Genomic DNA, 1,370 nt, shown 5'->3' with positions numbered 1-1,370 from the left:
CAATCATCCGAAATTATCAAAGAATATAAAGAGGCACATCCTGATAAGATTGTTTCCCTGACAAAACCGAATAGTGGACTAGGCGGTACTCGTAATTATGGGTTAAAGTTTGCTAAAGGGGAATATATCGGGTTTGTGGATTCCGATGATTGGGTAGATCGGAAGATGTTTGAAGCGATGTATGGGATGGCGAAGCAAGGCCATGACATTGTGTTATGTGACTTTATGGTGGTGCAAGATGGATGGGAGACTGGTCATGTCGCAAAAGGCTTTCGAGGGACACATTTCAATCCCCAGGAAGTAGTTATTAATTCGATTGATCCAGCGACAGCCTGTAATAAACTATACCACAGAAAGTTTTTCCAAATTGCTGAGTTTACTGATGGGTGGTATGAGGATATTGGGACGACTCCAATCCTGCTTTCATATGCTCATAGTGTGGGTTATTTGGAGCTGGCTTTGTATAATTATAGACAGCGAAGTGGTTCAATCACTTATAGTGCAGATGAGAGAACGAAGGATGTAATTAGTTCTTGGCAGCGGGTGCTGGATAACGTTCACAACAATTTTAGAAAAGAAGCCATATTTGCAGTATACAAGAGCATAGCAACATTTATAGAATTCAAGCCAGCATTTGCGGATGATTTTTTGGAATACGCTCATCAGAATCAAGAGTTGTTTCAACAAAATGATTACTATCAAAAGGGCACGCGAAGTAAATCGATAGTTGATTTATTCCAAATGGGGTTAATTCCCAAAAAGTTACATTATTTCTGGTTTGGACATGGCGAGAAGAGTGAACTGATTAAGCGTTGTATGGCATCTTGGAAAAAGTATGCAGGTACGTATGAAATTATTGAATGGAATGAAAGTAATTGTGATATTAACGAAAGTCAATTTGTAAAAGAGGCATATGAGGCAAAAAAGTGGGCATTCGTAGCCGATTATTTTCGGATTAAGGTGATATATGAACAGGGTGGGTTTTACATGGACACGGATGTAGAACTTAAAGCCCCGCTGGACTCATTAAGAACAAGCAATTTCTTTTTTGCTTTCGAAACAAGAGATAATATTAATGCGGCTATATTTGGGGGAATACCTAGATTTGAGTTAGCAAAGAAATGGTTGAAGACATACCAGGAAGAAACGTTTAAAAAGGAAGACGGGACATATAATATGAGTAATAATATTGTAATCCGTCTTACAGGATTGTTGAGGAAAGACTATAAAATAAAGTTAAATGGACAAATGCAGACGTTAAGGGATAATGTCAAAATTTATCCTGCAAACAAGCTAACCATTGATGTATATGACGGAAAGAATTTAGCGGTGCATCATTTTGATGCTTCTTGGTGGGATGTAAAAGATGA

1 protein-coding gene is annotated in these 1,370 nt (G+C 38.0%); it reads left to right on the top strand.

Annotated elements, in window-relative coordinates:
• Window positions 1-1,370 (top strand): glycosyltransferase (locus tag C1T21_RS25170; protein ID WP_103050201.1); only part of this gene is annotated, 1,370 nt, incomplete at both ends.

The sequence above is a fragment of the Paenibacillus sp. F4 genome (assembly GCF_002894905.1).
Classification (GTDB): domain Bacteria; phylum Bacillota; class Bacilli; order Paenibacillales; family Paenibacillaceae; genus Paenibacillus; species Paenibacillus polymyxa_B.
Note: the sequence above shows the minus strand (reverse complement) of the source record. Positions and strands in the feature narration are given on the sequence as shown.